The sequence below is a fragment of the Microbacterium sp. NPDC056736 genome (assembly GCF_042790415.1).
In the GTDB taxonomy this organism is placed as follows: Bacteria; Actinomycetota; Actinomycetes; order Actinomycetales; family Microbacteriaceae; genus Microbacterium.
In genome coordinates, this window is the sequence record NZ_JBHTZE010000003.1 from 359348 (window position 1) to 385238 (window position 25891).

Consider the following 25891-nt stretch of genomic DNA (forward strand, 5'->3'; position numbering starts at 1 on the left):
TCAGGCACGTTCGGAGTCGAAGTCCTCGTCGTCGTCCTCGTCACCGCCGTCTTCGTCGTCGAAGTCGTCCTCGTCCTCGTCGTCGTCGTCGTCGGAGTCGTCGTCGGAGTCGTCCTCGTCGTCGGAGTCGTCCTCGTCGTCGACCTCCTCGTCGGAGTCGTCCTCGTGGAGGTCGGCCAGCTCGTCGATGTCGACGCCGTCGACATCGCCGGCGTGGAGGATGGGCGAACCGTCGTCGTCGAAGTCGGCTGCATCGAGGTCGTCGACGTCGTCGAGCTCCTCGCCCTCGGCCGTCTCGTCGTCGTCATCCGCGGCCGACTCCGCCTGCGCGGCGGCCTGCGCGGCGTGGTAATCGGCCAGGCGCACGGCCCAAGGCACCCAGTCCGGCGCGATGAGCGCTCCCTCGCCGGGCAGCAGCTCGACCTCGAGAACGGTCGGCTCGGCGTCCTCGACGCGCGCGAGGCTGACAGTCCAGAACCAGCCCGGATACCCGGCGAGCCGGTTGGTGAACCGCAGCGAGACGACGCCGTCGGCCTCCATCCGGTAGTCCGCGGGCTCGCCGATCGTCGATGCCGGCGTGATCTCACGCAGGGCCGCGAGCGCCAGGTCATGGGCCTCGAGCAGCCGCGGGTCGGGCGACGCGGGCTCCGCCGCCTCGTCAGCGGGCGCCGCCGCCTCGTCAGCGGGCGCCGACGCCTCGGCAGGCGGCTCCGCCGGCTCGGCAGCGGGCTCGACCGGATCGACGACCGGATCCAGGAGGAAGTCGGCGTCGGGATCGATGGGATCAGGCGTCGAGCTCATCGGCCACCTTGCGCAGGACTGCGGCCACCTTCTTGGCGTGCGAGCCGCTGGGATAGCGGCCGCGACGCAGGTCGCCGCCGATGCCGTCGAGCAGCTTCACCAGGTCTTCGACGATGATCGCCATGTCGTCCGCGGGCTTGCGGGAGCGCTTGGCGAGGCTGACGGGAGCCTCGAGCACTCGGACCGAGAGCGCCTGCGGCCCGCGCTTGCCGTCGGCGATGCCGAACTCCAGCCGCGTGCCCGTCTTCAGAGCGGGAGTGCCGGCGGGCAGGGCGGTGGCGTGCAGGAAGACGTCCTGACCGTCGTCGGAGGAGATGAAGCCGAAGCCCTTCTCCTCGTCGTAGAACCTGACCTTGCCGGTGGGCATGGAAACCTCGCTGGATCGGGCGCCGCGCCCACGCGCGGCGGCATGACGAAATCGGGGTTCTGAACCCCACCCACCAGCCTAATGGCACGCCCTGGCGGCAGGCCCCACCGGCTCGGCATCGTCCCTCCGCAAGGTCAGCGCCAGCGGGTAGGCTGGAGCGGATGAGCACGAATCCCTCCGGCGACGTCCCCGTCCGCCGCATCGACCGCGTCCTGGCCTTCATGTCGCTCGGGCTGCTCGTGCTCTCTATCGTCTGCTTCTTCGCGATCATGATCGCGTCGGCCGCGGGCGCGGACTTCAGCGCCGGAATCTGGCCGCTGGTGGGCGTGCTCGTGTACATCGCGCCGATCGTGGCGTTCGGGCTGCTGCTCGCCGTGCTGATCATGAGTCTCGTCCGGAGGTCGCGGGCCAACAGAGGGGGCTGACCGGGTTGGTCTCCGACGCGCGCGCACTCGCGACACGACTCGCCGATCTCGGGGATGCCGCGCTCGCGGCGACGCTCGCGGCACGTGGCGTGTCTGCCCAGGCCGGATGGCACGACTTCTTCGACGCCGCGGAGAGCCTGCTCGAGTCCTCATCGGTCGACCGTGCGCTGACCCGCCTCGACCGCCGCGATCTCATCGCCCTGCGGGACGGGCGAAGCCGGGCCGACGGCACAGCGTCGCTCCTCGCGCTCGTCGACGCCGACGGTGCGCCGTACGCGGTGGTGGCCGAACGGGTGGCCGCCGCGGCGGCCACCTCCCCCGAGGCGTTCACCCCCGCCGCCGACGAGCGCGAGCCGGCGCCCGCCGAGCCGCGATCCTCCGCCGGGGCCGCAGAGCGGGCGTTCACGACGGCCGGCTCCCTCGCCGACGTGCTCCTCGCGTGTCTGCACGCCCCTCTCGCGCGGACGGGCGCCGGTCCGGTGAGCGCGGCGGACCGCCGCCGGCTCATGGATGCCGGGGCCATCGAGTTCTCGGACGACCTCGAGGATCTGCTGACCTCCGCCGCGGGAGCGGGCCTCGCCGTCGCGCACGACCGCGAGTGGGTCGTGACCGACCTGGGCGAACGGTGGCTGGAGGCGCCTACTCCGCAGCGCTGGGAGGCGATCGCCGAGGGGCTGCGCGCCAGCCTGCCCGCGGGGCTGCGCACCCCGGCGGGCGGATTCGCCTCGCCCGCCTCGTGGCCGACGGCGTACCCGCTCGACCCGGACTGGCCGGCGCGCGCCGGTGAGCTCCACCGCCTCGGCGTGCGCTGGGGCCTGTTCGACCCCGCCGGCGCCGCCGAGTTCCCCTGGACCGCGGCGCTGCGCGCGGGCGAAGCGGCCGACGCCGCCACGATGGCGCCGTACCTCCCCGCCGAGATCGACAGGGTGTATCTTCAGGCCGATCTCACCGCGATCGCGCCAGGGCCGCTCGCGCCCGCACTCGACCTCCGGCTGCGCTCCATGGCCGCACGCGAATCGCGCGCGCAGGCGTCGACCTACCGCTTCACCGCCGCGTCGCTCGCCGCCGGCATGACCGAGGGCGAGACGGCGGAGTCGATGCGGGCCTTCCTCGCCTCGCTGTCGCTCACCGGGATCCCCCAGCCGCTGGAGTACCTGATCGAGAGCACGGCAGCACGACACGGCATGGTGCGTGTGCGCGCCCACGAGGGTGCCGGCCGCACCCGGGTCGAGAGTCCCGACGCGAGCCTGCTCGACGCCATCGCGATCGATCAGGCGCTTCGTCCGCTCGGACTCGTGCCCGACGGCGAGGCCCTCACCTCGCGCGTGGCCAGGGACGCGGTCTACTGGACGCTCGCAGACGCCCGGTATCCGGTGATCGCGCTCGATGCGGCAGGACGCCCGGAGTCGATCCACCGGCGCACCTCGGGCACGCCCTCGGAACCCGCGGCGACGGCGGAGCAGGCGTACGCACGACTCATCGCCATCCTCCGCGGCGGGCACGGCACGGACGGCGAGGCGGGGTGGCTCGAGCGCGAGCTCGAGCAGGCCGTGCGCAGCCGCGCCGAGATCATCGTGGTGGTGCGCATGCCTGACGGCGCGGAGCGCTCCTTCACCCTCGAGGCGGCCGGGCTCGGCGGCGGCCGCCTGCGCGGACGCGACCGCGCCGCCGACATCGAACGCACCCTGCCCGTGTCGAGCATCGTCAGCGTCGGCGTCGCGTGAGTCGCGGCATCCGCCTCGCCCTCCGAGCCGTCACGCCCGTCCCGCCCGGGGCGCCGGTAAACTAGCTCGTTATGGCTGACGGCCCCCTCATCGTCCAGAGCGACCGCACGGTGCTCCTCGAAGTCGCACATCCCGACGCCGAGAGCGCCCGCCACGAGCTGGCGATCTTCGCCGAGCTCGAGCGCGCCCCCGAGCACATCCACACCTACCGCATCACGCGGCTCGGGCTGTGGAACGCACGGGCCGCCGGGCACGACGCGCAGGACATGCTCGCGACGCTCGACCGGTGGTCGCGGTTCCCGGTGCCCCCGTCGGTTTCGATCGACATCTCCGAGACGGTGGGCCGGTACGGGCGTCTGGTCATCGAGCGCACCCCGGTCGCCGAGGACGGCAGCGGAGGCGAGCTGATCCTGCGATCGACGGATGCCGCGGTCCTGGCGGAGGTGTCGAAGAACAAGCGCATCCAGCCGCTGCTGATCGGCCACCCCTCCCCCGACGTCTACGTCGTCGACGCGTGGGCCCGCGGCCAGATCAAGCAGGAGCTGCTGAAGATCGGCTGGCCGGCCGAGGACCTCGCCGGCTACACGCCGGGGACGCCTCACCCCATCGACCTCGCGGAGGACGGCTGGGAACTGCGGCCGTATCAGCGGCAGGCGGTCGACATCTTCACCGACGGCGGGTCGGGCGTCGTGGTGCTCCCCTGCGGCGCCGGCAAGACCCTCGTGGGCGCGGGCGCCATGGCCGAGACGAAGACGACGACCCTCATCCTCGTGACGAACACGGTCAGCGCGCGCCAATGGCGCGACGAGCTGCTCAAGCGCACGTCGCTGACCCCGGAGGAGATCGGCGAGTACTCGGGGCAGGTCAAGGAGATCAAGCCGGTCACGATCGCGACCTACCAGATCCTCACCGCGAAGCGGAAGGGACAGTACGCCCACCTCGCGCTGCTGGACGCCCTGGACTGGGGTCTGATCGTCTACGACGAGGTGCACCTCCTGCCGGCGCCGGTGTTCAAGCTCACCGCCGACCTGCAGGCGCGGCGACGGCTGGGCCTGACGGCGACCCTCGTGCGCGAGGACGGCCGCGAGGGCGACGTCTTCAGCCTCATCGGCCCCAAGCGGTTCGACGCGCCGTGGAAGGAGATCGAGGCTCAGGGCTTCATCTCCCCCGCCGTCTGCTACGAGGTGCGCGTCGACCTGCCGGCCGGCGACCGCCTCGAGTACGCCGCCGCGGCCGACGACGAGCGGTACCGTCTCGCCGCCACGGCGCCGGCGAAGATCGGCGTCGTGCGTCAGCTCGTGGAGCGGCACGAGGGCGAGCGCATCCTCATCATCGGGCAGTACCTCGATCAGATCGACGTGCTCGCCGAGGCGCTGAACGCCCCGAAGATCACCGGGCAGACGCCGGTCGACGAGCGCGAGGAGCTGTACCAGGCCTTCCGTGTGGGCGAGATCTCCGTGCTCGTGGTGTCGAAGGTCGCGAACTTCTCGATCGACCTGCCCGAGGCATCCGTCGCCATCCAGGTCTCGGGCTCGTTCGGGTCGCGCCAGGAGGAGGCCCAGCGCCTCGGCCGGCTCCTGCGCCCGAAGCAGTCGAACCACACCGCCAGCTTCTACACGCTCATCGCGCGCGATACCGTCGACCAGGACTTCGCGCAGAACCGGCAGCGGTTCCTCGCCGAGCAGGGCTACGCCTACACGATCCTGGACGCGCACTCCCTCGCGGCCTGAGCGGCCACATCCAAGGACAGGCCGGCCCTTTTCCGATCAGACCCCGAGGAACTCGCCGATGCGCCGCGCCACCTCGGCGGGGTTCTCGTCGACGACATAGTGCCCGCCGCCGGGCACGTATTCGATGGTCGTATGCGGGGCGTCGTCGGGACTCACCTCGAGCGCATCCTTGGGGAGCAGCCCGTCATCCGCGCCGAAGAGCACCAGCGTCGGCGTGCTCAGCACCCGCCCGCGGTAGGAGCCGTTCACCGCCCTCATGAAACCGGGGAGTATCAGTCCGCGGTACAGCTTGGACGCTGCGCGGGCGCGCGCCGGATCGGCCAGCGCGCGCAGATAGGCCGCCTCGTCGGCCTCCGCCTTCGGGCGCACCTGGAAGGCGTGGAGGATGTAGTTCGCGAGCCGCTGCCGACCCCGCGACAGCAGGGCGGGCCCGAGGCCGGGGGTGGCCACTGCCCACTGGAACCAGAGGTGCGGCAGTGCTTTCATCAGCCCGAGCGCGAGCCCGCTGTTCATGCGCAGATACGGGGCGGGCACCGCGATGGCGACGTACCTCCGCACCCGCTCGGGATGCGTCAGGCACAGATCGAATCCGACGATCGCGCCCCAGTCGTGGGCGACGAGATCGACCTGCTCCAGACCCAGCTCGTCCAGCAGTGCGATGACATCGCGCTGCACCGTCTCGGAGTCGTAGCCCGAGCTCGGCGCGTCGGTCTCCCCCGCTCCTCGCAGATCCGGCGCGATGAGCCGCGCCCGATCCGACAGCGCCGCCATGACGGGCGCCCACTCCCTGGAGCTCTGGGGGAACCCGTGCAGCATGAGCACGGGCCTTCCCGTTCCGGCCTCCGTGACGCGCATACGCAGTCCGTTCGCGGTGAGCATCGACGAGCGGATGCCGGCGATATCGGTCATGCGACGAAGGTTACTACTTTCATAGTGGATTGTCACTACTTCTATAGTAGGTCGGTGTCGCCTACAGTCGGGATCATGGCATCGACACGCGAGCGAGCACTCGACGCCGCGCTCGCACTCGTCGGCGAACAGGGCATCCGGGCGCTGACCCACGCGCGCGTCGACGAGCGCGCGGGTCTGCCGAAGGGATCCACGTCGAACTGGTTCCGCACTCGCGATGCGCTCGTGGCGGGGGTCGTGGCGTGGCTCGCCGAGACCGAGCGGGCGGAGTTCGCGGCCGGCGGCACATCCCCGGTGGAGACGCCCGGCCAGCTGGTCGAGGCGCTCAGCGCCCTGATCGAGTGGCAGACGGGACCGCTCGCGAAACGCACGCGGGCCCGCTACGCCCTGTTCCTCGAGGGCGCCGGCGATGCCGAGCTCCTCGCCCCGCTCCTGGACCAGCGCCGCGCGTACGTCGAGTGGACCACGGCGATCCTCGCGCGCGTGGGGGCGAACGCGCCCGATCAGGCCGTCCGCACGCTGATGGCCGCGGGCGACGGACTCGTCCTGCACCGCGTGACGGTCGATCCGGATGCCGAGGTCCGGCCGGTCGTCGAGCGCGCGGTACGTGCGTGCCTGGACTGACGACCTTCAGCCGAGGAGCCCCTCCAGCGGCACGTTCTCGTCGCCCAGCCGCTCGCGGTCCACCCGATCGCCCGAGCGGATCAGCGCCTGCACGGTCTTGGTGGTCTTCGGCACATTGACGCTCATGGCGCCCACCACCGTGTCCTCACCCACCCAGAAGGCGATGAACTGCCGCGCCTCCGCATCGCCGCGCACGACGAGCTCGGCATCCCGCATCAGCGGCGGATAGCCCGACAGCTCCATCGACACGTCGAACTGGTCGGTGTAGAAGTACGGGATGGAATCGTGGGATGCCTCGATCCCGAGCATCGATCGCGCCGCGACGGCGCCGCCCTTGAGGGCGTTTTCCCAGTGCTCGCTGCGGAGGCGACGCCGGATACCCGGGTGGAACGCGTTGGCGACGTCGCCGGCCGCGTACACGCCGGGGGCGTCGGTGCGCAGACCCGCGTCGGTCAGAATGCCGTTGTCGACGGCGATGCCGGCCTCCTCGGCGAGCGCGAGGTTCGGGGCCGCGCCGACGCCCACGACGACGAGGTCTGCTGCGACCTCCTCGCCGTCCACGACCACCGCGGTGACCCGGTCGCCGCCGAGGATCCGGTCGACGCCGACGGAGGCGCGGAGGTCGACGCCGTGGGCCCGGTGGAGGTCGCGGAACACGGCCCCCATCTCCGCACCGATGGCCGAAGCCAGTGGAACCTCGCCTCGCTCGAGCACCGTGACGTCGTTGCCCAGCGTCCGCGCGGTCGCCGCCACCTCCATCCCGATCCATCCGGATCCGATCACCACGAGCCGTCTGCCGCCGTCGCGCAGGTCGGCCGCGAGCGCGTCGGCGTCGTCGAGCGTGCGGAGCGTCCGCACCCCGGGCAGCTCGGCGCCCTCGAGCGGGAGGCGTCGCGGCGACGACCCCGTCGCCAGGAGCAGAGCATCGAAGGCGAGCGTCGTGCCGTCGTCCAGCACGACCCGCCCGTCGCCGGGCTCCACAGCGACCGCGACGGTGCCGGTGCGAAGATCCGCCATCCCGTCGGCGTACCACTCCGAGGGGTGCAGCACGACCGCATCCGGCCCCTCGACCCCCTGCAGATACCCTTTCGACAGCGGCGGACGCTGATATGGCGGATGCCGCTCCGCGGTCACGACCGTGACGTCGCCGTCGAAACCCTCTGTGCGGAGCCGCTCCACGGCCTTGCCCGCGGCGAGCCCGCCTCCGACGATCACGAAGTGCGCCATGATGCCTCCTCGAGCACGGTCGCATCGCGCGGCGGGCCCTCGTCCCCCGTGGCCTGCGGCAGCGTGCGCGCGCGGGTCTGTGATCGCCATGCTCCCCCTGCCCGCCCGCTTGTTCAAGGGGCGCTCCTCCGTGCCGGGCGCGCGGGGAAGCCGGACTCGGGAGCGATATCCAGACATCCCATGGCATCCGCCGACATAATGAGGGCATGACCGCACCGCGCATCCTCGTCGTGGACGACGAACCGAACATCCGCGACCTGCTGATCACGAGCCTGCGATTCGCCGGGTTCCAGGTCCGCGCCGTGTCGAATGGCGCGCAGACGATCTCGGCCGTCCTCGAAGAGGAGCCCGATCTCATCATCCTCGACGTGATGCTGCCCGACATGAACGGCTTCAGCGTCACCAAGCGCCTGCGCGGAGCCGGATACACCGCCCCGATCCTCTTCCTCACCGCCAAGGACGAGACCGAGGACAAGATCACCGGACTCAACGCCGGAGGCGACGACTACGTCACGAAGCCCTTCAGCCTCGACGAGATCGTCGCACGCATCCAGGCGATCCTGCGGCGCACCATGCAGGCCGACGAGGAGTCGATCATCCGGGCGGGCGAGCTGACGATGGATCAGGACACGCACGACGTGCAGGTCGGGGACGTCTCGATCGACCTCAGCCCGACCGAGTTCAAGCTGCTGCGCTACCTCATGCTCAATCCCAACCGGGTGCTGTCGAAGGCCCAGATCCTCGACCACGTGTGGGAGTACGACTTCAACGGCGATGCCGGCATCGTGGAGAGCTACATCTCGTACCTCCGCCGCAAGATCGACCCGCACTCGTCCGAGCCGCTCATCCAGACCAAGCGCGGCTTCGGCTACATGCTGAAGGCCGGCAAGACCGCCTGACGGCGGACCCGGAAACGGAGGGGCGACCTGGCTCACCAGCCCGATGCGGTCACCCGGTGGTGGCGCGGCACGAGTCTGCGCGCGAAGGTCACCGGGGTCACCGTCGCGCTCCTGGCCGTCGGCCTGTTCGCTGCCGGACTCGGCACGGCGGTCTTCCTGCGCAACGCCCTGGTCGCCAGCGTCGACGAGCAGACCCAGCAGCTGGCCGCCACCGATGTCGCCAGCACGCTCTTCGACATCGAGATCACTGCGACCGGCCCGCGGTTCACGAAGAAGACCGATGTGCCCTCCCCGTCGTACTTCGTCGCGATCTACGGTCCCGACGGCGCCTTCGAGACGAGCGCCGGCGGCAACGGCGGGCCTCCCCCCGACTTCCCCGAGGTGATGACCATCGAGGAGGTCACCATCCGCGGTGTGTCGACCTTCCCGCTCACCAACGCCGAGACCGGCAACACCTATCTCGCGAGCACCGACCTGTATCTCATCGAGAGCGTCTCGGACTACTACACGCAGCTCGTGGCGCTCCCGCTGGCGCCCAGCAACCAGATCGTCGCCCAGTACATCGGCATCTACGGCATCCTCGCGCTCGTCATCCTCGTCGTCGGCGCGGTCGCCACCCGCTACCTCGTCACCCTCACGTTCCGCAGCCTCGGTCAGGTCGAGTCGACCGCCGACGCGATCGCGGCGGGCGACCTCAGCCAGCGCATGACGGACATCGAACCGACCACGACCGAGGTCGGCAGGCTCAAGACCGCCATCAACGCGATGCTCGATCGCGTGGACAGCGCGATCTCGCAGCGCGATGCCACGGTGCGTCAGATGCGGCGCTTCATCGGCGACGCCAGCCACGAACTGCGCACGCCGCTGGTCACCGTCCGCGGGTACGCCGAGCTCTACCGCATGGGCGCGGTGCGCGGCGAGGACGACGTCGCCCAGTCGATGGACCGCATCGAGAAGGAGGCCGTGCGCATGGGCCTGCTCGTCGAGGACCTGCTCGCGCTGGCGCGTCTCGACGAACGGCGCGACGTGATCATCGCTCCCGTCGACCTGCGACCCATCGCCCGTGACGCCGCTCTGGATGTGCGGGCCGCCTCCCCCCGACGCCCGGTCACCACGATCGACACCACGATCGTGGAGCCCGCGCTCCCACCCGACGAAGAGGACGACGCCGTCAACCCCGACGCGAAGCGGCGGACCGGCGGCCCGTCGGCGATCTCGCGGGCAGGCGCGACGCTGTCGCTGCTGCGGAGACGCCCGAAGCCCGTCCCGGCCTCCAGCGCGAACGGGTCCAGCGAGATGCCGTCCGTGCTGCCCGAATCGGAGCCTTCGCCGCGCGCCGGCGCCCTCGCGCCGATCGTGCTGGGAGATGAGAACCGCATCCGGCAGGTCGTGACGAACCTGCTCGGCAATGCGCGCCGCTTCACGCCGGAGGACTCCCCCATCGAGCTGCGGGTCGGCATCGACGCACGGGCGCACATGGGCTGGATCGAGGTCGTCGATCACGGCGAGGGTGTGCCCGACCAGATCAAGGAGAAGATCTTCCAGCGCTTCTGGCGCGCCGACACGTCGCGCACGCGCGAGACGGGCGGCTCGGGCCTCGGGCTGTCGATCGTGGCGTCGATCGTCGAGGCGCTGCACGGCTCGGTCGGGGTCGTCGACACCCCCGGAGGCGGAGCGACCTTCCGCGTGTCGTTCCCGCTGGCCGACATCCGCGACGCCGCCGAGCACCTCGATACGCCGACGCAGCCGCTCGCCCGCCTCGCCGACGCCTCGGAGTGACGGGGCTCCTCCCCATCCCGGCCCCGCGACGCCCGGTGCACAGATGAGGGCGGATGCCGCACCTCCCCCCGTGCCGCGCGCTTAGCGTTGCGGGCACGGCGGGTTCGGCATCCGGCCACCGCACATCGATCAGGAGCACCTATGGCCGTCTTCACCGTCGACAGCGACACCATCCTCGCCTCCACCACCTCCGTGCGGGGCACGATCGACCGGCTCCAGGCCGAATCCGACGCGATGCTGGCCCAGCTGACGCAGCTGCAGTCGTCGTGGACGGGAGCGGCGTCCGCCGCCTTCGCGGGCGTCGTCGAGCAGTGGCGCGCAACCCAGCGCCAGGTGGAGGAGTCGCTGGCGCAGATCAACGCCGCACTCGCGTCCGCCGCGCGCCAGTACGCCGACACCGAGCTCGCGGCGACCAGCATGTTCCGCTGACCCCCCGGGGAACACAGAACGGCCCCTCCAAGCGGAGGGGCCGTTCTGTGGAGACGCTACGCGGTCGTGGACTTGGTCAGAAGTCCATGCCACCGGTCGGGTCGCCGGCCGGGGCCGCGACCTTCTCGGGCTTGTCGGCGACGACGGCCTCGGTCGTGAGGAACAGACCGGCGATCGACGCGGCGTTCTGCAGCGCCGAGCGGGTCACCTTGGCGGGGTCGATGATGCCCTGCGCGAACAGGTCGCCGTACTCGCCCGTGGCGGCGTTCAGGCCGTGACCCGCGGGGAGCTCCGACACCTTGTTCGCCACGACGCCCGGCTCGAGACCGGCGTTGAGGGCGATCTGCTTCAGCGGAGCCTCGATCGCGACACGCACGATGTTGGCGCCGGTCGCCTCGTCACCCGTCAGCTCGAGGGCGTCGAGCGCCTTCTTGCCGGACTGGATCAGGGCGACCCCACCACCGGGGACGATGCCCTCCTCGACGGCCGCCTTCGCGTTGCGAACGGCGTCCTCGATGCGGTGCTTGCGCTCCTTCAGCTCGACCTCGGTGGCCGCACCCGCCTTGATGACGGCCACGCCGCCGGCGAGCTTGGCAAGACGCTCCTGGAGCTTCTCGCGGTCGTAGTCGCTGTCGGTGTTGTCGATCTCGCGGCGGATCTGGGTCACGCGACCCTCGATCGCAGCGGCGTCGCCCACACCCTCGATGATCGTGGTCTCGTCCTTGGTGACGATGACCTTGCGCGCACGGCCGAGCAGGTCGAGGGTGGCGTTCTCGAGCTTGAGACCGACCTCCTCGGTGATGACCTGGCCGCCGGTGAGGATCGCGATGTCCTGCAGCTGCGCCTTGCGACGGTCGCCGAAGCCGGGAGCCTTGACGGCGACCGACTTGAAGATGCCGCGGATCTTGTTGAGCACGAGCGTCGCGAGAGCCTCACCCTCGACGTCCTCGGCGATGATGACGAGCTCCTTGCCGTCCTGGATCACCTTGTCGACGACGGGCAGAAGGTCCTTGATGTTCGAGATCTTCTGGTTCGCGATGAGGATGTACGGGTCCTCGAAGACGGCCTCCTGGCGCTCCGGGTCCGTGACGAAGTAGGGGTTGATGTAGCCCTTGTCGAAGCGCATGCCCTCGGTGAGCTCGAGCTCGGTGCCGAAGGTCTGCGACTCCTCGACGGTGACGACGCCCTCCTTGCCGACCTTGTCGATGGCCTCGGCGATGAGCTGGCCGATCTCCGGGTCAGCGGCCGAGATCGACGCCGTGGCGGCGATCTGGTCCTTGGACTCGACCTCCTTGGCGGACTCGAGCAGCTCGGCGGTGATGGCGGCGACGGCCTTCTCGATGCCCTTCTTGAGCGAGATGGGGTCGGCGCCGGCTGCGACGTTGCGCAGACCCTCGCGCACGAGCGCCTGAGCGAGGACGGTCGCGGTGGTCGTGCCGTCACCGGCGACGTCGTCGGTCTTCTTGGCGACCTCCTTGACGAGCTCCGCGCCGATCTTCTCGTACGGGTCGTCCAGCTCGATCTCCTTGGCGATGGAGACACCGTCGTTCGTGATCGTGGGGGCGCCCCACTTCTTCTCGAGCACGACGTTGCGACCGCGCGGGCCGAGCGTCACCTTGACGGCGTCGGCCAGGATGTTGAGGCCGCGCTCGAGGCCGCGACGGGCCTCCTCGTCGAAAGCGATGATCTTTGCCATGTGTGTGTCGTCCCTCCGGAACGTTGGCTTTGGGAATTAGCACTCAATGAAGACGAGTGCTAAATCATTCTGGCACTCGACCCTACCGAGTGCAAGCCGCGGGAAGGGGATGCCGAAACGCAGAGAGACGGAGTGCCGTGAGGCACTCCGTCTCGGGTGTCGTAGCGTCGGGCGCTGAGCCGAGGGCTCAGACGACGCGCACCGCCTCGGCCTGAGGACCCTTCTGGCCCGCCCCGACCGTGAACTCCACTGTCTGCCCCTCCTCGAGCACGCGGAAACCCGTCATGTCGATGTTGGAGTAGTGGACGAAGACGTCCTGGCCGTCGGCGACGGTGATGAAGCCGAATCCCTTCTCGGCGTTGAACCATTTGACGGTGCCCTGGGTCATGCGTTTCTCCTGTTGCCGGCGTTGCTGGGCTTCATCGTATGCAGGCGCGCGGACGCCGATCGGGCGATTCGTCACTTGTTGACATGCCGGCACACAAGTGTTTACCGGCGCGAAACACACTCCCGCGCGAGCGCTGCAGAGCGGTGCGCGTCAGGGTGTGGGGGCGGGCGTCTGTCCGGCGGCCGTGCGGTCCAGGCCGACGACGACGGTCAGCTGCGGCGTGTCGGGCGAGGTCGACGGGTAGGCGTCGCTCTGCTCGATGGCGGCGCCCCCGATCACCTCCGCCAGGCCGGCGGCCGCGGCCTCGTCGGCGGCGGCGCTGTAGAAGACGGTGGTCGTCGGGAAGTCCTCGGAGCCCGCCTCTCCCGCCGTCACGGCATCGTCGGACCACCCGGCGGCGACCACGACGTCCTTCAGCTGGGTGGCGAGCCCCTGCTCGGGAGTCGCGTTGAGGATCATCACCGCGTAGGTCGTGTCGACGACCGGTGTCACCTCGGGAACCGGCTCGACGGTCGGCACCGGGGTGGGTGCCAGCTCGATGCGGCCCGAGGCGATCAGGGTGCCGAAGATGCCGACTGCGATGAGCACGAGGGTGGCCAGCGCGGCCCACAGCAGCACGACCCAGCCCCGCATGCGCGGGTTCTCCGCCCGGTGCGCGCCGACGCGGTCCGTCTCCGGCACGTCGTCGAAACGATCGCGGGGGAAGCTCGTGGTCGGCACCCGACGATGCTACCGGGCGAACGCGGGGTGTTCAGGACCGGCGGACCCGCGACCCCGCCGGGCGATCAGCGGGCGTCGGCGGCGCGCGCCGCGCGGTCGTGCACCCGCGCGTCCCGCAGGCGCCGCAGGCGCTTCACCAGCATCGGGTCGTGCTCCTGCGCGTCGGCCGTGTCGATCAGACGGCCGAGCAGCTGGTAGTAGCGCGCGGGTGAGATGCCGAGGTCGGCCCGGATCGCCTCCTCCTTGGCCCCCGCGTGGCGGCGCCACTCCGCCTCGAAGTCGAGGATGGCGCGGTCGCGGTCGGTCAGAGGCACGCGTCCACGCTAGCCCGCGGCATCCGTCTCTCCGTGGCGCGACGCGCGCCAGCGCACGAACGCGCCGAGCGGATCGACGGCGGCGAGCGCGCGGCCGTCGACGCCGAGGACGAACCCGCCCCACGTCGCAGGGTCGACGGCGGGCTGCCACTCCCAGGATGCTGCGGAGTGCAGGCCGGGCGGGTCGATCGTGACCCAGACGGCGTCCAGCCCCCTCACGGTCTCGACGAGGCGCTCGCGCTCCGGGCGGGCGATGTGGGGCAGCACGCCCGGCGTGGTCACCACGAGCGTCGCCTCCGGCGGCGCGAGGGCGGCGGCGGCGCGCAGCGTGTCGGGGTCGGCGGCGTCCCCGGCGCGCAGCAGCGGAGGGTCGGCGGCGACGATGTCGAGCGCGGCGAGGATCCTGCCGCCGCGTCCGCGCTCCCCCGGCCAGACGAGACTCGTGAGGAAGCGGCGGTCCGCAGGGTCGCCGGCGTCGAGCGGCTCGAGATCGAGGCCCGCGCGCCACACCACGTCCGGCATCCGCAACGGCACGTCGCCGGTGACCTCGCAGTCCAGCACCACGGTCGACGGTCCGTCGACCGGATCGAGCGCCACGACCGCCCCTTCGGTGCGGTATCGGTAGGAGTAGCGGTCCGGGTACAGGCAGAGCCCCGCGCTCGCGCCGACCTCGAGCAGGGCGATCGGGCCCTCGACGGCCGCGAGCGCGGGAAGGAGCGCCGCGCACCGCTGCGGCTCGTTCGTCTGCAGTCGGCGACGGGATGCCTCCGCCACGACCGCGTCCGCGTGCACCTGCAGCCACTCCGCCCAGGCGGGGAACCCCGCTTTCGGGGCGCCGAGCATGCGGCTGACGGCGAAGACGAGGGGCGGCTGTCGCCGCGTCGCGGGGATCCGGGCGAGGACGGCCGCCGTCGCGGGGTCCGCGGCGACGCCCGCCGCCCACTGGGCGTACAGCGCGGAGCGGCCGGGCGCCTCGTCTCGGGCGAACCGCGCGTATCGCTCCGCGACGTCGGCCGCATCCTGGTCCCGGTTCTGGTCCGCCACCCCGCCATCCTGGCGGATCGGCGGATGCCTCGCAGTTCTGGGGGTTCCCCCAGCGGGCATCGACCGCGCCTCGTCATGCTGCGGAAGAATGGACTGCGTGCCCGCATCCGCGGCAGAGGAGGGACCCATGACCTACGCCGTCGACAAGAGCGACGCCGAGTGGCGCGCCGAACTGACCCCCGAGCAGTACGCCGTGCTGCGAGAAGCCGGGACGGAGCGACCCTGGACGGGTGAACTGCTCGATGAGAGCCGTGCCGGCCTGTACACGTGCGCGGCGTGCGGCGCCGAGCTCTTCCAGAGCGGCACGAAGTTCGACTCGCACTGCGGCTGGCCGAGCTTCTACGAGTCGATCCGGCCCGAGGCGGTCGACCTCATCGAGGACCGCAGTCACGGCATGGTGCGCACCGAGGTGCGCTGCGCGAACTGCGGCTCGCATCTCGGACACGTCTTCCCCGACGGCTTCGGCACGCCGACGGGCGACCGCTACTGCATGAACTCGATCTCGCTGAACTTCACGCCGGGCGACGGTCCGGTCCAGGCCTGATGCCCGGCGCCCTCGATGCCGCGCTGGCGCGGCGCTCGTGGTCGAAGGTCACCGACGAGGCGCCGACGCACGAGCAGCTGCTGGAGCTCGTGGCCGCGGCGGGCCGCGTCGCCGACCACTCGTCGCTGCAGCCGTGGCGGATCATCGAGCTGCGCGGCGACGACAGAGAGCGGCTCGGCCGTGCGATCAACAAGGCGCAGGGCGACAAGGGCGTCTCGTCCAAACCTCTGCGCGCCCCGCTGCTCGTGGCGGTCGTCGCGAGCTATCGCAAGAGCCACAAGGTGCCGCGATGGGAGCAGGAGGCGGTGGCCTCCGGCGTCGCCCACATGCTGAGCCTGCTGCTCGACGAGGCCGGCTGGGGCGTGATCTGGCGAACCGGGCACTACACCCGCGCGAAGGCGGTGGCCAAGGCGCACGGCCTGAAGAAGAACGAGGAGCTGCTCGGCTGGCTCTACGTCGGGGGCAAGCCCCGCACGTCGCGCCCCGAGCGGCGCAAGACGGTGGACGCGCGCAGATTCGTCACCCGCATGCCCTGAGACGGATGCCACGCCCCGCCGCGCCGCTCACCAGGCCGGCGGAGGCATCCGCTCAGCAGAAGCCGGCCATGCCGCGCCACGCGGGATGATCGCCGTCGGCGCCCTCGCGCAGCACCGCCGCCTCGATGAGCCCGTACGGACGGTCGGCGGGAAAGAAGACCTCGCCGGGGTTGTCGAGCCCGAAGGGACTGAGGTCCACGGCGAAGTGGTGCAGGTTCGGCATCGACAGCCGCACCTCGTCGATCTCGGAGTGCGCGGCCAGGGTGTGCCGTGCCATCTCGAAGAGCGTCTGCTGGAGTGCCAGCGAATGCGTCTGGGCGAAGGTCTCCAGCAGGACCCGGCGCACGTCGGCGTACGTCTGGTCGAAGTCGACGTCGAGTCGGTTGTACCGCCATCGCGCTCTCACGCGGGTCGCCAGCACGCGATCGGTCACGTCGGCCAGCGTCGTGAAGCGGTCCCGCGGGAAGCCGCGGAACTCCGACCCCGTCGTCTTCAGGAGGGCGAGGTCCTGCAGTCCCGCGACGACCGTCTCGTCGCGCCCGTCGATCGTGACCACCGCCACGCGGGTCTCCGTCCCGCCGCGGACGAACGAGTGCTCGTGCCCCTCGCCGCCCACCGGGATCCGGCTCCACGCGGCCTGCTCCGCCTCCCATCGCCCGCCGCTCACCCACGGGAAGCTTCCCGTGAAGTGACGGCCCAGCCGCAGCAGGAAGGCCTCCGGCGATCCGACGTCGTCGCGGGCGAGCGCGTAGACGGTGTTCTTCTGGGTGTCGGTGGCTACGATCCGCGCGTTGTCGCCGCGGACGTGAGCGGCTTCGAAGTCCCCGCGCAGCTGCGAGGTCACGGTGAGATCGGTGATCTCGTGGCGCGGGGTCGCCCGGTCGATGCGGACGAGCCGCACCTCCGCCTTGCCGTACTGGTTGGCACCGAGGACGAACGCGCTGTCCTCCATCTCAGTTCCCGCGATACGTGGAGTACGAGAACGGGCTGATCAGCAGGGGCACGTGGTAGTGCTCGTCGGCGTCGGCGACGCTGAAGTCGATCGACACCGCCGGGTAGAACGTCTCCCGCCCGGAGGCTGCGAAGTAGTCGCCGATGGCGAAGGACAGCCGGTACGCGCCCGGCTCGAGCCGCTCGGGCCCCAGCTCGGCGACGCGCCCGCGCTCGTCGGTCACGCCGGCGGCGATCCCGACGCCGTCGCCCGTGGCGAGGGAGACGCGGACCCCGGAGGCGGGTCTGCCGGTCGAGGCATCCAGGACGTGGGTGGTGATGTGGCTCATGCGGTGAGGATCCCTTCCATCCGGAGGGCGGCGATCTGCCGGAGCTGCTCGGCGATCACCGGGATCTCCTCGGCTTCGGAATGCGTCAGTCGTTCCTGCAGCGCCTCGAGGATCTCCTCGGCGCTCCGACCGGCTGCACGGATGAGGAACACGCGTGAGAACGTCGCCTCATACGCCCGGTTCCCGGCGGCGAGCGCCGCGGCGACATCGGCGGACGCCGTCCCGACGCCGGCCTGCTCGGCACGCGACAGTGCGGCCTCGGCATCCGCGCCGCCCGCCTGCTCGCCGATCCGCGGATGACGTGCCAGCGCGCGGTCGATCTCGGCCGTCGTCCAGGGCCGCGCCGCCGTGCGGGCGGACTCGACCGCCGCCGCGAGGTCACGGTACGGGCGGCCGGCGACGACGGCGTGCACCCACCGATCGATGTCGAGGCACGGTCGCAGCAGCTCGGCCGCCGACCGCGCGTCGAGCCGGTTGAACTCCTCGAGCTCCATCGCCCGCCCTTCGCCGCCTCACGAGCCATCGTGTCGCGCCGGCGGGCCTGCGTCCAGCATCGCGGGAAAGGGATCCGGCGCGACGAGGAGCGGATCGCGGCGCGGCGCCTCAGGCCGCGAGCTGCGCGCGGAGCCGGTCGACGTGCCCGTTCGGGTCGACGCCGTACTCAGCGGACTCGATCGTTCCGTCGGGTGCGAGCACGAAGGTCGAGCGGATGAGCCCGATGCGCTCCTGGCCCTTCACCACCTTCGGTCCCCACGCACCCCACGCCTCGGCGACGGCGTGGTCCTCGTCGGACAGCAGCGGGAACTCGAGCCGCTCGGCCTCGGCCCACTCCGCCAGCCGCTCGACCGAGTCCGGCGAGATGCCGACGACCGCGACCCCTGCTGCCTGCAGCGAGGCGAGGTTGTCGCGGAAGTCGCAGGCCTCGGTGGTGCAGCCCGGGGTGAACGCGGCCGGGTAGAAGTACACGATGAGGCGGCGCCCGGCGAAGTCCTCCGGCCGGACCGCGGCACCGGTGGAGTCGGGCAGCGCGAAGCCCGGATTCGGTGCGCCCTCGCTCAGCCGATTGCCTTCAGTCATGTCGTACGTCCCTTTCGCTCTCTGCTCGGTGGCGGCTCACGACGTCGGGTGGACGCCGAACGCGAGAGCCAGCTTCTCGATCTTCTGCGCACGGCCGAGACGCGGCAAGTCGCTGCCGTCGCGGATGACGCGCCCGCGGCCCTCGAAGTCGGCGAGGAAGTCCAACGCCCACTCCACCTCGCTCGGCGTCGGGCAGATCACCTCGTTGATGACGGGCGCCTGCTCGGCGGCCAGGCACAGCTTCCCCGTCATGCCCATCGACACCGTGATCGCGGAGTGCTCGCGCAGCGTCGGCATGCCGGTGCCCACCGTCGGCCCGTCGATGGGACCGGGGAGGTCGCCGACGCGGCTGGCGACGACCAGACGGGCGCGCGGGTACGCCATCGCCTCGGCATCCGCGCTCATGCCCGTGTCGCGGCGGAAGTCGCCGCTGCCGAACGCGAGCCGGAAGGCGCCGCGTGCGCGGGCGATGTGGGCGGCGTCCTCCATGCCGATCGCCGACTCGATGAGGGCGACCACCGGCGCGTTGCCGCCGAGCCGGTCGAAGGAGCTCGTCACCTGGTCGGGCGACTCGGTCTTGGCCAGCATGACGCCCAGGAGCGACGGGATGCCGGCGAGCGCTGCGAGGTCGTCCGACCAGAAGGGGCTCGCGGCGTCGTTGACCCGCACCCACGCCCGTCCCCCCGCCCGCAGCCAGTCGACCACGTCCGCCCGGGCCTGCGGCTTCTTGCTGGGGTCGACGGCGTCCTCGATGTCGAGCACCACCGCGTCGGCCCGCGACGCCGCCATGTCGTCGAACATGTCGGGACGGGTGCCGGGCACCAGCAGCCAGGACCGGGCGATGGCGGGGTCGACGGCACGGTGGCGTCCTGGACGCGTCGCGACCGGCCTGCGGAGGTCGGTGTCGGCGTCGAGGAGGTCGGGGCCACCGCCGTAGGGATCTGCGGACATGTCACTCTTCTTCCGGGCTTGTCGGTCTGCGGTCAGGCGACCGCGGACTCGGCGCTCACGCGGCGCCGCGGCGCAGCAGGCGTCCGCCGGGCTCGGCGAAGTCCACGCGCCGCCCCCGCACGAACGTCTCCCGCACGACGCCCGACAGCGTGCGGCCGTCGTACGGGGTGAGGGGGTTCCTGTGGTACAGGCGGTGGACGTCGACGACGAACTCGCTGTCCGGTGCGAACACGACGAGGTCGGCGTCGAAGCCGAGCGCGATGCCGCCCTTTCGGGCAAGACCCGCCAGGGCCGCCGGTCGCGCCGACGTCCATTCCACCACCTTCTCGAGTCGGATGCCGCGCCGCCGCGCCTCCGACCACACCAGCGGCAGTCCCAGCTGCAGCGATGCGATGCCTCCCCAGGCCGCCGCGAAGTCGCCGTCGTCGATGTGCTTGAGGTCGACGGTCGAGGGCGAGTGGTCGCTCACGACCGCGTCGATCGTGCCGTCGGCGAGTCCGCGCCACAGCCCCTCGCGGTTGGGCGCCTCGCGGATCGGCGGGCAGCATTTGAACGCGGTCCCGCCCTCGGGGATCTCCTCCGCGACGAGCGTCAAGTAGTGCGGGCACGTCTCGACGCTGAGGCGGACGCCCTCGCGCTTCGCGCGCGCGAGCATCGGGAGGGCGTCCGACGACGACAGGTGCAGGATGTGGGTGCGCGCGCCGGTGCGGCGGGCCAGCCGCACCACATCGGCGATCGCGCGGTCCTCGGCGGCGCGAGGACGTGACGCCAGGAAGGCGCCGTAGCCGGTGCCCGCGGCGGCGGGTGCCTGCGCGAGGGCGTCGGCGTCCTCGGCGTGGACGATGAGCAGCGAGCCCAGGCGGGCGGTCTCGGCCATGGCGCGCTCCATCTCGCGGGCGTCCAGCGGGGGGAACTCCGCCACGCCCGACGGTGCCAGGAAGCACTTGAAGCCGAACACGCCCGCGTCGTGCAGCGACGCGAGATCGCCGGTGTTGCCCGGCACCGCTCCGCCCCAGAATCCGACGTCGACGAAGACCTGACCGGCCGCCGCGCTGCGCTTGCGCTCCAGCGCGGGGACCGAGACGGTCGGCGGCACGCTGTTCAGCGGCATGTCGATGATGGTGGTGACCCCTCCGGCGGCCGCCGCCTTCGTCGCCGTCTCGAACCCCTCCCACGCCGTGCGCCCGGGCTCGTTGACGTGGACGTGCGTGTCGACGAGTCCGGGAAGGAGCACCTCGTCCTCGAGCAGCGTGACGAGTCTTCGGCCGGGGAGCGAACGCCCCAGCGGCTCGATGGCGGCGATCGCCCCGTCATCGACGCCCAGCTCGCAGGCTCGGACGGCGCCGCCGACGAGGACGCGCCCGCCCCGCACGACGAGGTCGTACGTGTGCTCGTCGAGATCCGTCACGGCTCAGGTCAGCCGGATCTGCCGGTTGACGTCCTTGTACAGCAGGTACCGGAACGGCTCCGGCCCGCCGGCGTAACAGGCCTGCGGGCAGAACGCCCGCAGCAGCATGTAGTCCCCCGCCTCGCACTCCACCCAGTCCTCGTTGAGCCGGTATACCGCCTTGCCCTGCAGCACGAACAGACCGTGCTCCATGACGTGCGTCTCGGCGAACGGGATGGAGCCGCCCGGCTGGAAGGTCACGATGTTGACGTGCATGTCGTGCGCGAGATCGTCCGGGTCCACGAAGCGCGTGGTCGCCCACGCGCCGCCGGTCCCGGGCATCGGCTGCGGCTCGACGTCCTGGTCGCGGGTGACGAACGACCCGGGCGCGGGGACGCCGGGGATCGGCTCGTAGGCCTTGCGGATCCAGTGCAGGCCGACGGGCTCGTCGCCCTCGTTGGCCAGCGACCAGTCCGCCCCGGCGGCCACGTACGCGTAGCCGCCCGGCTCCAGTGCGTGCCTCGTGCCCTCGACCGTGAGGCTGAGGACGCCGGCGGTGACGAACAGCACGCCCTCCACCCCGCTCTCCGCCTCCGGCGCGTCGGACCCCCCTCCGGGTACGATCTCGAGGATGAGCTGCGCGAACGTCGTCGCCGATCCGGCGACCGGCCGGGCGAGGACCCATGCCCGCGTGCGCTCGAATCCGGGCAGGCTGCTCGTGACGATGTCGCGCAGCACGCCCCGCGGGATGAACGTGTACGCCTGCGTGACGACGGCGCGGTCGGTCAGCAGGTCCGTCTGGGGCGGCAGACCGCCCCGGGGCGTGTAGTAGCTCATGCGGACTCCCTGCGGGCGGTCTCCGGGTGTGCCAGGACGGCGAGCGTCGCGATCTCGATGCCGGCGGCATCCGTCGCCTCTTCGGCCGTGATCGCCCCGCATGCGACGCCCCGGGCGACGAACGCGGCGAGCGCACGGGCGGTGGCGGGCTCGTCACGGACGGGACCGTCGAGCCGCCGCGCCCAGTCCCGCAGCCGCGCTGCGGCCGGTGCGAGCCCCTCGCGAAAGAACAGCCCGTTCGCGGCGAACCGGGGCACGAGCTGGGCGGGGTGCAGATCCCACCCCTGGAAGAAGCCGCGCTCCAGCGACCGCCGGACCAGACGCGCGCTCAGCCGCCACGCCGAGCGCACCGACTCCGGATCCCCGACGGGGAGGATGTTCGTCGAGCCGTCCGACAGCCGCACCCCGGTCTCGGCGGCGGCGACCTGCATGACGCTCTTCGCGTGATCGGCGGCGGGATGCTCCATCGACTGGTGCGCGGGGGCGATCCCCAGCGATGCGCTGTAGTCGTAGGTCCCGTAGTGCAGCCCGCTCAGGCGACCGCCGGCCGCGGCGATCGCACGCGGCAGCGGCGAGATGCCGCCAGGGCCGAGCACGAGCTGCGGCGTCTCGACCTGGACCTCGAAGCGCAGACGCCCGGGCGCGAGCCCGCAGCGCTCCTCCAGCCGGCCGCATACCGCTGCCATCGCCGCGACCTGCGCCGAGGTCGTCACCTTCGGCAGCGTCAGGATCAGCCCGTCCGGCAGGTCTCCGCCTTCTCGAAGTCCGGCGAGGAAGAGCTCGAGAGATCGGATGCCGCGACCGCGCGTGTGGGCCTCGAGGCCCTTGATGCGCACGCCGACGAGCTTCGGCGCCGTCCCTTCCGCCACCGCCGCGACCACCCGTTCCGCGGCGCGGCGCACATCGGCGTCCTCGACCTCGTCACCGCGATCGCCGTAGCCGTCCTCGAGATCCAGCCGGAGGTCGTCGATCGGCTCGGCGGCCAGCCTGCGCCCGACGAACGCGCCGACGGCACCGGCATGGGCGTCGGGGATCCCGAGCTCCCGCATCGCCGACGCCATCCCGCCCTGCCGCTCGATCGCCTCGAGCGCCGCCTCGCCCCACTCGCGCGGCAGCGCGGGCGTGTAGCGGTCGGCGGGCACGTACACGGTGTGCAGGGGCTGGCGGGAGCCGTCGTCCCCCGGGTAGCGCTCGGCGAGCAGCTCATCGGTGGGCGCGAGCATCCGGTCGAGCTCGGCGAGATCGTCCGCCCGCAGCAGCGGGCGCGTCATCGCGCGACCGCCCGCGGGTCGCGAACGAGGGGTGACACCTTCGGCACGATGACCAGCTTGCCACCAGGAGGTCCCCGGCGGGGCGGCTCGGGTGCCGGGTCAGCGCCCGGAGCGGGGCATCCGTCTCCAGGGCACGACGGCCACCACGACCGAGAGGATCGCGAGCGACGACATGAGCAGCGACGACAGCAGTCCCGGTGCGGCGCTCGTCGGCCATGCCGCATCGATCGCCACGGACGTCACGACCTGTCCGACGACCGTTCCGAGCCCGAGCAGCAGCACACCGGTGTAGGGCACGAGGGCGGCCGCGAGGAAGATGTAGGCGACGCCCATCACGCCGCCGAGGTATAGCCACGGATCCGGCGGGAAGGACGTCGGCGGACCGGCGATCGCGGTGTGGATCAGCTCGGCCACGGCCAGCACCGCGGTGCCGCCGATGAAATTGACGAGGGTCGCGGTAAGCGGTGATCCCACCCGCTGGCGCAGGCGGCCGTTGACGGCGGACTGCCACGCGATGCCGGCGCCCACGAGGAACGGCAGCACCATGAGCGCGACGGGAGCCTCGACTCCACCCGCCAGCGACACCGCGACCGCGAGCAGCGACAAGGCGCCGCCCGCGAGGCGCGCCGGCGTCACCGCGACGGTGCCGGCGGGGCCGATCCCCGACCGGTCGAGGAGCAGACCGCTCACCGCCTGGCCGGCGACGACCCCCACCGTGAACAGCGCCACGCCGATGATCCCGACGGCCAGCGACTGCGTGGCGACCGAGAGCGCACCCGCGACGCCGCCGCAGAGCATCCACACCGGGATCCGGCGCTCGCGCAGTCCGGTGGCCAGGGCGGCGAAGCCCCGGCGGCCCCGCGGAAGCCCGACGGAGAGCACGACCAGCACGAGCAGGCCCGACCCGAACGAGATGACGGCGGCGGCGAACCCGTCGCCGATGCGCAACCCGAGCTCACCGTTGATGCGCGCCTGGGCGGCGGTCAGGACGCCGATCAGGACAGCTCCGCCGATGCCGATCCATGCGGGCAGTCGGCGAGAGGTCACCTGATCCATCTTGCCGTGCCGCGCGCGGCCCCCGGTTACGCTGAGACGTGGCCACCCGCTCCCGCACCCGCGCGCTCCTCGCCTGGCTGCCCGCCGCGGTGCTCGCCCTGATCATCATCGGCGCGGTCGTGGCGGCGCTGGCCATCCAGGGGTCGTGGTGGACGCAGGAGCGCCCCGCCGCCTCCGACGACCAGAAGGCCGCCGACGGATCGAGCATGCTCACCGACGCGGGCTTCGACTACGTCAACGTCGAGGGCACGCTGCGCATCCGCGTGGGCTCGGGCGGTCTCTCGGCGACCGAGCTCGGGCTCCCGGCGGACGGCGAGAAGTCCGCCGAGTTCCGCAGGCCGGTCAGGGCGATCATCGCCGCCGGCGACGAGGTGTACGTGCTCGACGACGTCTCGGGGCTGACGGTGAACGCCGAGGACGATCGACTGGTCGCCGTCACCCTCTCGCCCGACGTCGTGCGCGGCTGGGCGGGGGCGCTGGATCATCTGCGCGCGCTCGCGCCCGAGCTGGGGTGGGACCCCGCGGAGCTGGAGCCGCTCGACGAGCGGCTGGGCGAGTTCAACCGCAGTGCGGACGGCGACACCTTCACCGCCACCATCGGACCGTCGACCGGCCCCGCGCGCGTGACCGGGACGCTGGTGTACGACCGGGCCACCGGCGCGGCGCCCGTGACGATCACCTTCGAGCCCGCTCCCTGAGAGGCGGCGCGAGCCGCCGTCTCGTGCGGGTGATTCCGGTGCCGGCTACAGGACTTGAACCTGCAACCCCCTAATTACAAGTTAGGTGCGCTACCAATTGCGCCAAGCCGGCAGAGCGCCCAGTCTACCGGCGCGCCGCTCCGACCCGATCAGGGGGTCGGCGTGGGCGTCGAGGTGGGCGTCGGCGTCGCCTTGAAGTACGCGTCGCTGGCGACCGTCAGGACGAACTGCGCGAACTCCTTGGGGTCGTCGAGCGCGCCGACGTACTGCGTGCCGTTGACCATCACCATCGGCGTCGTCGTCAGGGCGATGCCGTCCGTGCCGGGAAGCTCCTTGAGCGCGCGCTCCGTCTCCGTCTTGGCCCACGAGGTGTAGGCCTGCTCCTCGATGCAGCTGCGCACGACCTTCGACCCGTCCACACCCGTCGCGATCGCGAGGGCGGCGAGCTCGCTGTCGCTGTAGCCGTCGGAGTCCAGGTCGGGCTGCTCCCGCAGCAGGGCGTCGTTGAACGCGAAGAAGTAGTCCGGGGAGTTCTGGGCCACGCACGCGGCGGCGCCGGCGGCGCGCAGCGAATACTTCGTGCCGTTCGACTTCGCGGTCAGCATGGCCACCGGATGGTACGTGAGCGTCGCGGCGCCCTCGCCGACCCACTCCGACAGCTGCGTCATGTTGGCCAGCTGGAAGTCGCGCGAGCCGGTGGACAGGTAGTCCACGTACACGTGGATGTCGACGGCGGGCGTCTCGGTCGGGGATGCGGTGGGCGTAGGGGTCGGCGCAGGCGTGGTGGGGGTGGGCGTGGGAGTGGCGTCGCCCTGCACCTGGCCGTCGGCCCCGGAGGCGTCCGACGCGATGCCGAGGCCTGTGACGCCCGTCACCATGAACCCGCCGTCCACGTCGTTGCCCGGGCTCATGGTCGGCTTGGACGCGCTCGAGGACACCGTCCACGTCACCACGACCGCGATGACCGCCACGAACGCCACCGCGACGGCAGCGAGCGAGGCGCTGCGGATGAGTCGCGCACGGGACTGGCGCGCCTTCACCTGCTGAGCCTTCTCGCGCACGGCGTCGCGGCGCTCGCGCGGCGCTGCGTTCGGTGACTCGTCGCTGGACATGGAACCTCTCGGGACGTGAAGAAGGCCGGGATTCCGGCGGGCCGGACGGGAAAAGGGCCGCTCACG

Annotated in this window: 29 protein-coding genes and 1 tRNA gene; 10 read left to right on the forward strand and 20 right to left on the reverse strand. The window is 71.7% G+C overall.

Annotated features, from left to right (window positions below):
• On the reverse strand, positions 1–801 hold the full coding sequence (locus ACFRAL_RS08965; RefSeq protein WP_378881933.1) for a DUF3027 domain-containing protein: 801 nt from the start codon (positions 799–801) through the stop codon (positions 1–3).
• Positions 785–1168, reverse strand: coding sequence for a cold shock domain-containing protein (locus ACFRAL_RS08970; protein ID WP_336396662.1), 384 nt, complete (start codon positions 1166–1168; stop codon positions 785–787). The genes ACFRAL_RS08965 and ACFRAL_RS08970 overlap by 17 nt, the downstream gene beginning before the upstream one ends.
• A gap of 161 nt (positions 1169–1329) precedes the next feature.
• Between ACFRAL_RS08970 and ACFRAL_RS08975 the strand changes: the two genes are divergently transcribed.
• The 3 genes from ACFRAL_RS08975 (at position 1330) to ACFRAL_RS08985 (ending at position 5047) form a co-directional block, all read left to right on the forward strand.
• Positions 1330–1593 (forward strand): multidrug ABC transporter ATPase, encoded by a 264-nt coding sequence (locus tag ACFRAL_RS08975; protein ID WP_336396663.1) that lies wholly within the window; start codon positions 1330–1332, stop codon positions 1591–1593.
• A gap of 5 nt (positions 1594–1598) precedes the next feature.
• Positions 1599–3317, forward strand: a complete 1719-nt coding sequence (locus ACFRAL_RS08980; protein WP_378881936.1) for a helicase-associated domain-containing protein — start codon at positions 1599–1601, stop codon at positions 3315–3317.
• A gap of 71 nt (positions 3318–3388) precedes the next feature.
• A complete protein-coding gene (locus ACFRAL_RS08985; protein WP_336396665.1) occupies positions 3389–5047 on the forward strand; it encodes a DNA repair helicase XPB in 1659 nt (552 codons plus the stop codon).
• A 36-nt stretch (positions 5048–5083) separates the two neighbouring features.
• Here the strand turns inward: ACFRAL_RS08985 and ACFRAL_RS08990 are convergent, their stop codons facing one another.
• On the reverse strand, positions 5084–5956 hold the full coding sequence (locus ACFRAL_RS08990) for an alpha/beta fold hydrolase (protein ID WP_378881939.1): 873 nt from the start codon (positions 5954–5956) through the stop codon (positions 5084–5086).
• A gap of 75 nt (positions 5957–6031) precedes the next feature.
• Here ACFRAL_RS08990 and ACFRAL_RS08995 point away from each other — a divergent pair, with 75 nt between their 5' ends.
• A complete protein-coding gene (locus ACFRAL_RS08995; protein ID WP_336396667.1) occupies positions 6032–6580 on the forward strand; it encodes a TetR family transcriptional regulator in 549 nt (182 codons plus the stop codon).
• A 6-nt stretch (positions 6581–6586) separates the two neighbouring features.
• Here ACFRAL_RS08995 and ACFRAL_RS09000 read toward each other — a convergent pair whose 3' ends face one another.
• Positions 6587–7807, reverse strand: coding sequence for an NAD(P)/FAD-dependent oxidoreductase (locus ACFRAL_RS09000; protein WP_378881943.1), 1221 nt, complete (start codon positions 7805–7807; stop codon positions 6587–6589).
• Between the two features lie 206 nt (positions 7808–8013).
• Here ACFRAL_RS09000 and ACFRAL_RS09005 point away from each other — a divergent pair, with 206 nt between their 5' ends.
• From ACFRAL_RS09005 to ACFRAL_RS09015, 3 genes are all read left to right on the forward strand, one after another.
• Entirely contained in the window at positions 8014–8706 is a 693-nt protein-coding gene (locus ACFRAL_RS09005) for a response regulator transcription factor (RefSeq protein WP_336396669.1), read from the forward strand.
• Between the two features lie 282 nt (positions 8707–8988).
• Complete coding sequence (locus ACFRAL_RS09010; RefSeq protein ID WP_336396670.1) at positions 8989–10485, forward strand: HAMP domain-containing sensor histidine kinase; 1497 nt, start codon at positions 8989–8991, stop codon at positions 10483–10485.
• 141 nt (positions 10486–10626) lie between these two features.
• Entirely contained in the window at positions 10627–10914 is a 288-nt protein-coding gene (locus tag ACFRAL_RS09015) for a WXG100 family type VII secretion target (RefSeq protein ID WP_336396671.1), read from the forward strand.
• A gap of 76 nt (positions 10915–10990) precedes the next feature.
• On the opposite strand, the gene groL is transcribed toward ACFRAL_RS09015, so the two are convergent.
• The 5 genes from groL to ACFRAL_RS09040 all read right to left on the reverse strand — a co-directional run bounded on the left by groL (position 10991) and on the right by ACFRAL_RS09040 (position 15076).
• Positions 10991–12610, reverse strand: coding sequence for a chaperonin GroEL (gene groL, locus ACFRAL_RS09020; RefSeq protein ID WP_336396672.1), 1620 nt, complete (start codon positions 12608–12610; stop codon positions 10991–10993).
• 187 nt (positions 12611–12797) lie between these two features.
• Complete coding sequence (locus ACFRAL_RS09025; protein ID WP_336396673.1) at positions 12798–12998, reverse strand: cold-shock protein; 201 nt, start codon at positions 12996–12998, stop codon at positions 12798–12800.
• 150 nt (positions 12999–13148) lie between these two features.
• On the reverse strand, positions 13149–13718 hold the full coding sequence (locus ACFRAL_RS09030; RefSeq protein WP_378881948.1) for a LytR C-terminal domain-containing protein: 570 nt from the start codon (positions 13716–13718) through the stop codon (positions 13149–13151).
• Between the two features lie 65 nt (positions 13719–13783).
• Entirely contained in the window at positions 13784–14032 is a 249-nt protein-coding gene (locus ACFRAL_RS09035; protein WP_336396675.1) for a DUF3263 domain-containing protein, read from the reverse strand.
• 9 nt (positions 14033–14041) lie between these two features.
• Positions 14042–15076 carry a DUF2332 family protein gene (locus ACFRAL_RS09040; RefSeq protein ID WP_378881952.1) on the reverse strand — a complete coding sequence of 345 codons (1035 nt, stop codon included), beginning with the start codon at positions 15074–15076 and terminating at the stop codon, positions 14042–14044.
• A gap of 127 nt (positions 15077–15203) precedes the next feature.
• Here ACFRAL_RS09040 and msrB point away from each other — a divergent pair, with 127 nt between their 5' ends.
• Together msrB and ACFRAL_RS09050 are read left to right on the forward strand one after the other, a co-directional pair.
• Positions 15204–15620 carry a peptide-methionine (R)-S-oxide reductase MsrB gene (gene msrB / locus ACFRAL_RS09045; RefSeq protein WP_336396677.1) on the forward strand — a complete coding sequence of 139 codons (417 nt, stop codon included), beginning with the start codon at positions 15204–15206 and terminating at the stop codon, positions 15618–15620.
• A complete protein-coding gene (locus tag ACFRAL_RS09050) occupies positions 15620–16156 on the forward strand; it encodes a nitroreductase family protein (RefSeq protein WP_378881955.1) in 537 nt (178 codons plus the stop codon). Before msrB ends, ACFRAL_RS09050 begins: the two co-directional genes overlap by 1 nt.
• 52 nt (positions 16157–16208) lie before the next feature.
• Here the strand turns inward: ACFRAL_RS09050 and pucL are convergent, their stop codons facing one another.
• From pucL to ACFRAL_RS09095, 9 genes are all read right to left on the reverse strand, one after another.
• Positions 16209–17108 (reverse strand): factor-independent urate hydroxylase, encoded by a 900-nt coding sequence (pucL, locus tag ACFRAL_RS09055; RefSeq protein ID WP_336396679.1) that lies wholly within the window; start codon positions 17106–17108, stop codon positions 16209–16211.
• A 1-nt stretch (position 17109) separates the two neighbouring features.
• Complete coding sequence (gene uraH / locus ACFRAL_RS09060; protein WP_378881958.1) at positions 17110–17436, reverse strand: hydroxyisourate hydrolase; 327 nt, start codon at positions 17434–17436, stop codon at positions 17110–17112.
• Positions 17433–17930: a 2-oxo-4-hydroxy-4-carboxy-5-ureidoimidazoline decarboxylase gene (gene uraD, locus ACFRAL_RS09065; protein WP_336396681.1), complete on the reverse strand. Its 498-nt coding sequence runs from the start codon at positions 17928–17930 to the stop codon at positions 17433–17435. Before uraD ends, uraH begins: the two co-directional genes overlap by 4 nt.
• A 109-nt stretch (positions 17931–18039) precedes the next feature.
• Positions 18040–18513: a thioredoxin-dependent thiol peroxidase gene (gene bcp, locus ACFRAL_RS09070; protein ID WP_336396682.1), complete on the reverse strand. Its 474-nt coding sequence runs from the start codon at positions 18511–18513 to the stop codon at positions 18040–18042.
• Positions 18514–18549: 36 nt separating this feature from the next.
• Positions 18550–19464 carry an HpcH/HpaI aldolase/citrate lyase family protein gene (locus ACFRAL_RS09075; RefSeq protein ID WP_378881963.1) on the reverse strand — a complete coding sequence of 305 codons (915 nt, stop codon included), beginning with the start codon at positions 19462–19464 and terminating at the stop codon, positions 18550–18552.
• A 55-nt stretch (positions 19465–19519) separates the two neighbouring features.
• Positions 19520–20872 (reverse strand): allantoinase AllB, encoded by a 1353-nt coding sequence (allB, locus tag ACFRAL_RS09080; protein WP_378881965.1) that lies wholly within the window; start codon positions 20870–20872, stop codon positions 19520–19522.
• Positions 20873–20875: 3 nt separating this feature from the next.
• Positions 20876–21688 carry a bifunctional allantoicase/(S)-ureidoglycine aminohydrolase gene (locus tag ACFRAL_RS09085; RefSeq protein WP_378881968.1) on the reverse strand — a complete coding sequence of 271 codons (813 nt, stop codon included), beginning with the start codon at positions 21686–21688 and terminating at the stop codon, positions 20876–20878.
• Positions 21685–22959 (reverse strand): DUF6986 family protein, encoded by a 1275-nt coding sequence (locus ACFRAL_RS09090; protein WP_378881971.1) that lies wholly within the window; start codon positions 22957–22959, stop codon positions 21685–21687. Before ACFRAL_RS09090 ends, ACFRAL_RS09085 begins: the two co-directional genes overlap by 4 nt.
• Before the next feature lie 99 nt (positions 22960–23058).
• On the reverse strand, positions 23059–24015 hold the full coding sequence (locus ACFRAL_RS09095; protein ID WP_336396687.1) for a DMT family transporter: 957 nt from the start codon (positions 24013–24015) through the stop codon (positions 23059–23061).
• 38 nt (positions 24016–24053) lie between these two features.
• Here ACFRAL_RS09095 and ACFRAL_RS09100 point away from each other — a divergent pair, with 38 nt between their 5' ends.
• Positions 24054–24713, forward strand: coding sequence for a hypothetical protein (locus ACFRAL_RS09100; RefSeq protein WP_336396688.1), 660 nt, complete (start codon positions 24054–24056; stop codon positions 24711–24713).
• 39 nt (positions 24714–24752) lie between these two features.
• Here ACFRAL_RS09100 and ACFRAL_RS09105 read toward each other — a convergent pair.
• Positions 24753–24825, reverse strand: a tRNA-Thr gene (locus ACFRAL_RS09105).
• A gap of 37 nt (positions 24826–24862) precedes the next feature.
• The gene (locus tag ACFRAL_RS09110) at positions 24863–25825 is read right to left on the reverse strand and encodes a DsbA family protein (protein WP_378881976.1); all 963 of its coding nucleotides are present in this window, start codon (positions 25823–25825) and stop codon (positions 24863–24865) included.
• Positions 25826–25891 lie beyond the last annotated feature (66 nt).

Coding starts and splice junctions, on each gene's coding strand:
- ACFRAL_RS08965 (WP_378881933.1), bottom strand. CDS start 801: ATGAGCTCGACGCCTGATCCCATCGATCCCGACGCCGACTTCCTCCTG.
- ACFRAL_RS08970 (WP_336396662.1), bottom strand. CDS start 1,168: ATGCCCACCGGCAAGGTCAGGTTCTACGACGAGGAGAAGGGCTTCGGC.
- ACFRAL_RS08975 (WP_336396663.1), top strand. CDS start 1,330: ATGAGCACGAATCCCTCCGGCGACGTCCCCGTCCGCCGCATCGACCGC.
- ACFRAL_RS08985 (WP_336396665.1), top strand. CDS start 3,389: ATGGCTGACGGCCCCCTCATCGTCCAGAGCGACCGCACGGTGCTCCTC.
- ACFRAL_RS08990 (WP_378881939.1), bottom strand. CDS start 5,956: ATGACCGATATCGCCGGCATCCGCTCGTCGATGCTCACCGCGAACGGA.
- ACFRAL_RS08995 (WP_336396667.1), top strand. CDS start 6,032: ATGGCATCGACACGCGAGCGAGCACTCGACGCCGCGCTCGCACTCGTC.
- ACFRAL_RS09000 (WP_378881943.1), bottom strand. CDS start 7,807: ATGGCGCACTTCGTGATCGTCGGAGGCGGGCTCGCCGCGGGCAAGGCC.
- ACFRAL_RS09005 (WP_336396669.1), top strand. CDS start 8,014: ATGACCGCACCGCGCATCCTCGTCGTGGACGACGAACCGAACATCCGC.
- ACFRAL_RS09015 (WP_336396671.1), top strand. CDS start 10,627: ATGGCCGTCTTCACCGTCGACAGCGACACCATCCTCGCCTCCACCACC.
- groL (WP_336396672.1), bottom strand. CDS start 12,610: ATGGCAAAGATCATCGCTTTCGACGAGGAGGCCCGTCGCGGCCTCGAG.
- ACFRAL_RS09025 (WP_336396673.1), bottom strand. CDS start 12,998: ATGACCCAGGGCACCGTCAAATGGTTCAACGCCGAGAAGGGATTCGGC.
- msrB (WP_336396677.1), top strand. CDS start 15,204: ATGACCTACGCCGTCGACAAGAGCGACGCCGAGTGGCGCGCCGAACTG.
- ACFRAL_RS09050 (WP_378881955.1), top strand. CDS start 15,620: ATGCCCGGCGCCCTCGATGCCGCGCTGGCGCGGCGCTCGTGGTCGAAG.
- pucL (WP_336396679.1), bottom strand. CDS start 17,108: ATGGAGGACAGCGCGTTCGTCCTCGGTGCCAACCAGTACGGCAAGGCG.
- uraH (WP_378881958.1), bottom strand. CDS start 17,436: ATGAGCCACATCACCACCCACGTCCTGGATGCCTCGACCGGCAGACCC.
- uraD (WP_336396681.1), bottom strand. CDS start 17,930: ATGGAGCTCGAGGAGTTCAACCGGCTCGACGCGCGGTCGGCGGCCGAG.
- bcp (WP_336396682.1), bottom strand. CDS start 18,513: ATGACTGAAGGCAATCGGCTGAGCGAGGGCGCACCGAATCCGGGCTTC.
- ACFRAL_RS09075 (WP_378881963.1), bottom strand. CDS start 19,464: ATGTCCGCAGATCCCTACGGCGGTGGCCCCGACCTCCTCGACGCCGAC.
- ACFRAL_RS09085 (WP_378881968.1), bottom strand. CDS start 21,688: ATGAGCTACTACACGCCCCGGGGCGGTCTGCCGCCCCAGACGGACCTG.
- ACFRAL_RS09090 (WP_378881971.1), bottom strand. CDS start 22,959: ATGACGCGCCCGCTGCTGCGGGCGGACGATCTCGCCGAGCTCGACCGG.
- ACFRAL_RS09095 (WP_336396687.1), bottom strand. CDS start 24,015: ATGGATCAGGTGACCTCTCGCCGACTGCCCGCATGGATCGGCATCGGC.
- ACFRAL_RS09110 (WP_378881976.1), bottom strand. CDS start 25,825: ATGTCCAGCGACGAGTCACCGAACGCAGCGCCGCGCGAGCGCCGCGAC.